We start from the raw sequence: 710 nt of genomic DNA, 5'->3' as shown, positions 1-710 counted from the left end.
CCACGTCGCCGACAAGATAGGTGGTGCTGGAGTCGGCGATGTAGCCGTTCTTCTCCAGGGTGATGTCGAGGTTGACGATCTGGCCGCTGCGCAGCACGTCGGTGGTGCTGGGCATGCCGTGGCAGATCACGCTGTCGATCGAACTGTTGAGCACGTACGGAAAGCCGTACTGGCCCTTGCTGGCCGGGCGCGCCTGCAGTTCATCGACAATCATGCGCTCGACGAAGTCGTTGATCTCCATCGTGCTGCGGCCCTGCAGCGGCAATCGGTCGAGCGCGGCGAACACCTGCGCAAGCAGGCGCCCGGATTCGGCCATCAGCGCGATTTCGTGCGGCTGCTTGATCATCGCCATGTCAGGCCCGCCCGGGTGCCAATGACTGGGGCTGGACGCCGGCCGCGCGCAGTTCGCTGGCGACGATGTCCTGGAAGCTCAGCGTGGGGTTCAGCTCGCACAGCATGCCGACCCGGATCCAGAAGTTGGCCTGGGCGTTGATCGAGCGGCTGGAGACGGTGCAGGCACGGCGCAGCTGGTCGTGCAGGGTGTCATCGATGTTGACGATGCCCATGGGCGGTCCTGATGGGGTGGATATACGAAGCGTATATACTTCGTATATTAACCTCAAGTCCCCGCCGTTCAGCCGGCGTCGGTGGCAAAGCGCAGGCGGTTGCCGTCGGGGTCGCGCAGCAACATCTCGCGGCTGCCCCACTCG

General features: G+C 64.2%; 2 protein-coding genes. Both read right to left on the bottom strand.

Going from position 1 to position 710, the window contains the following annotated elements; translation table 11 throughout:
- The coding region (locus tag C9414_RS20740) for a M24 family metallopeptidase (RefSeq protein WP_219909126.1) at window positions 1-352 on the bottom strand (352 nt) is incomplete at its 3' end.
- Window position 353: 1 nt separating this feature from the next.
- Window positions 354-566, bottom strand: coding sequence for a ParD-like family protein (locus C9414_RS20735; RefSeq protein WP_107164298.1), 213 nt, complete (start codon window positions 564-566; stop codon window positions 354-356).
- Window positions 567-710: the final 144 nt, after the last annotated feature.

The organism is Bacillus sp. Nf3 (assembly GCF_003028545.1).
Classification (GTDB): domain Bacteria; phylum Bacillota; class Bacilli; order Bacillales; family Bacillaceae; genus Bacillus; species Bacillus safensis.
Note: the sequence above shows the minus strand (reverse complement) of the source record. Positions and strands in the feature narration are given on the sequence as shown.

What these genes read in the sequence shown, in the direction of transcription:
- C9414_RS20735 (WP_107164298.1), bottom strand. Translation starts at nt 566, where the DNA reads ATGGGCATCGTCAACATCGATGACACCCTGCACGACCAGCTGCGCCGT.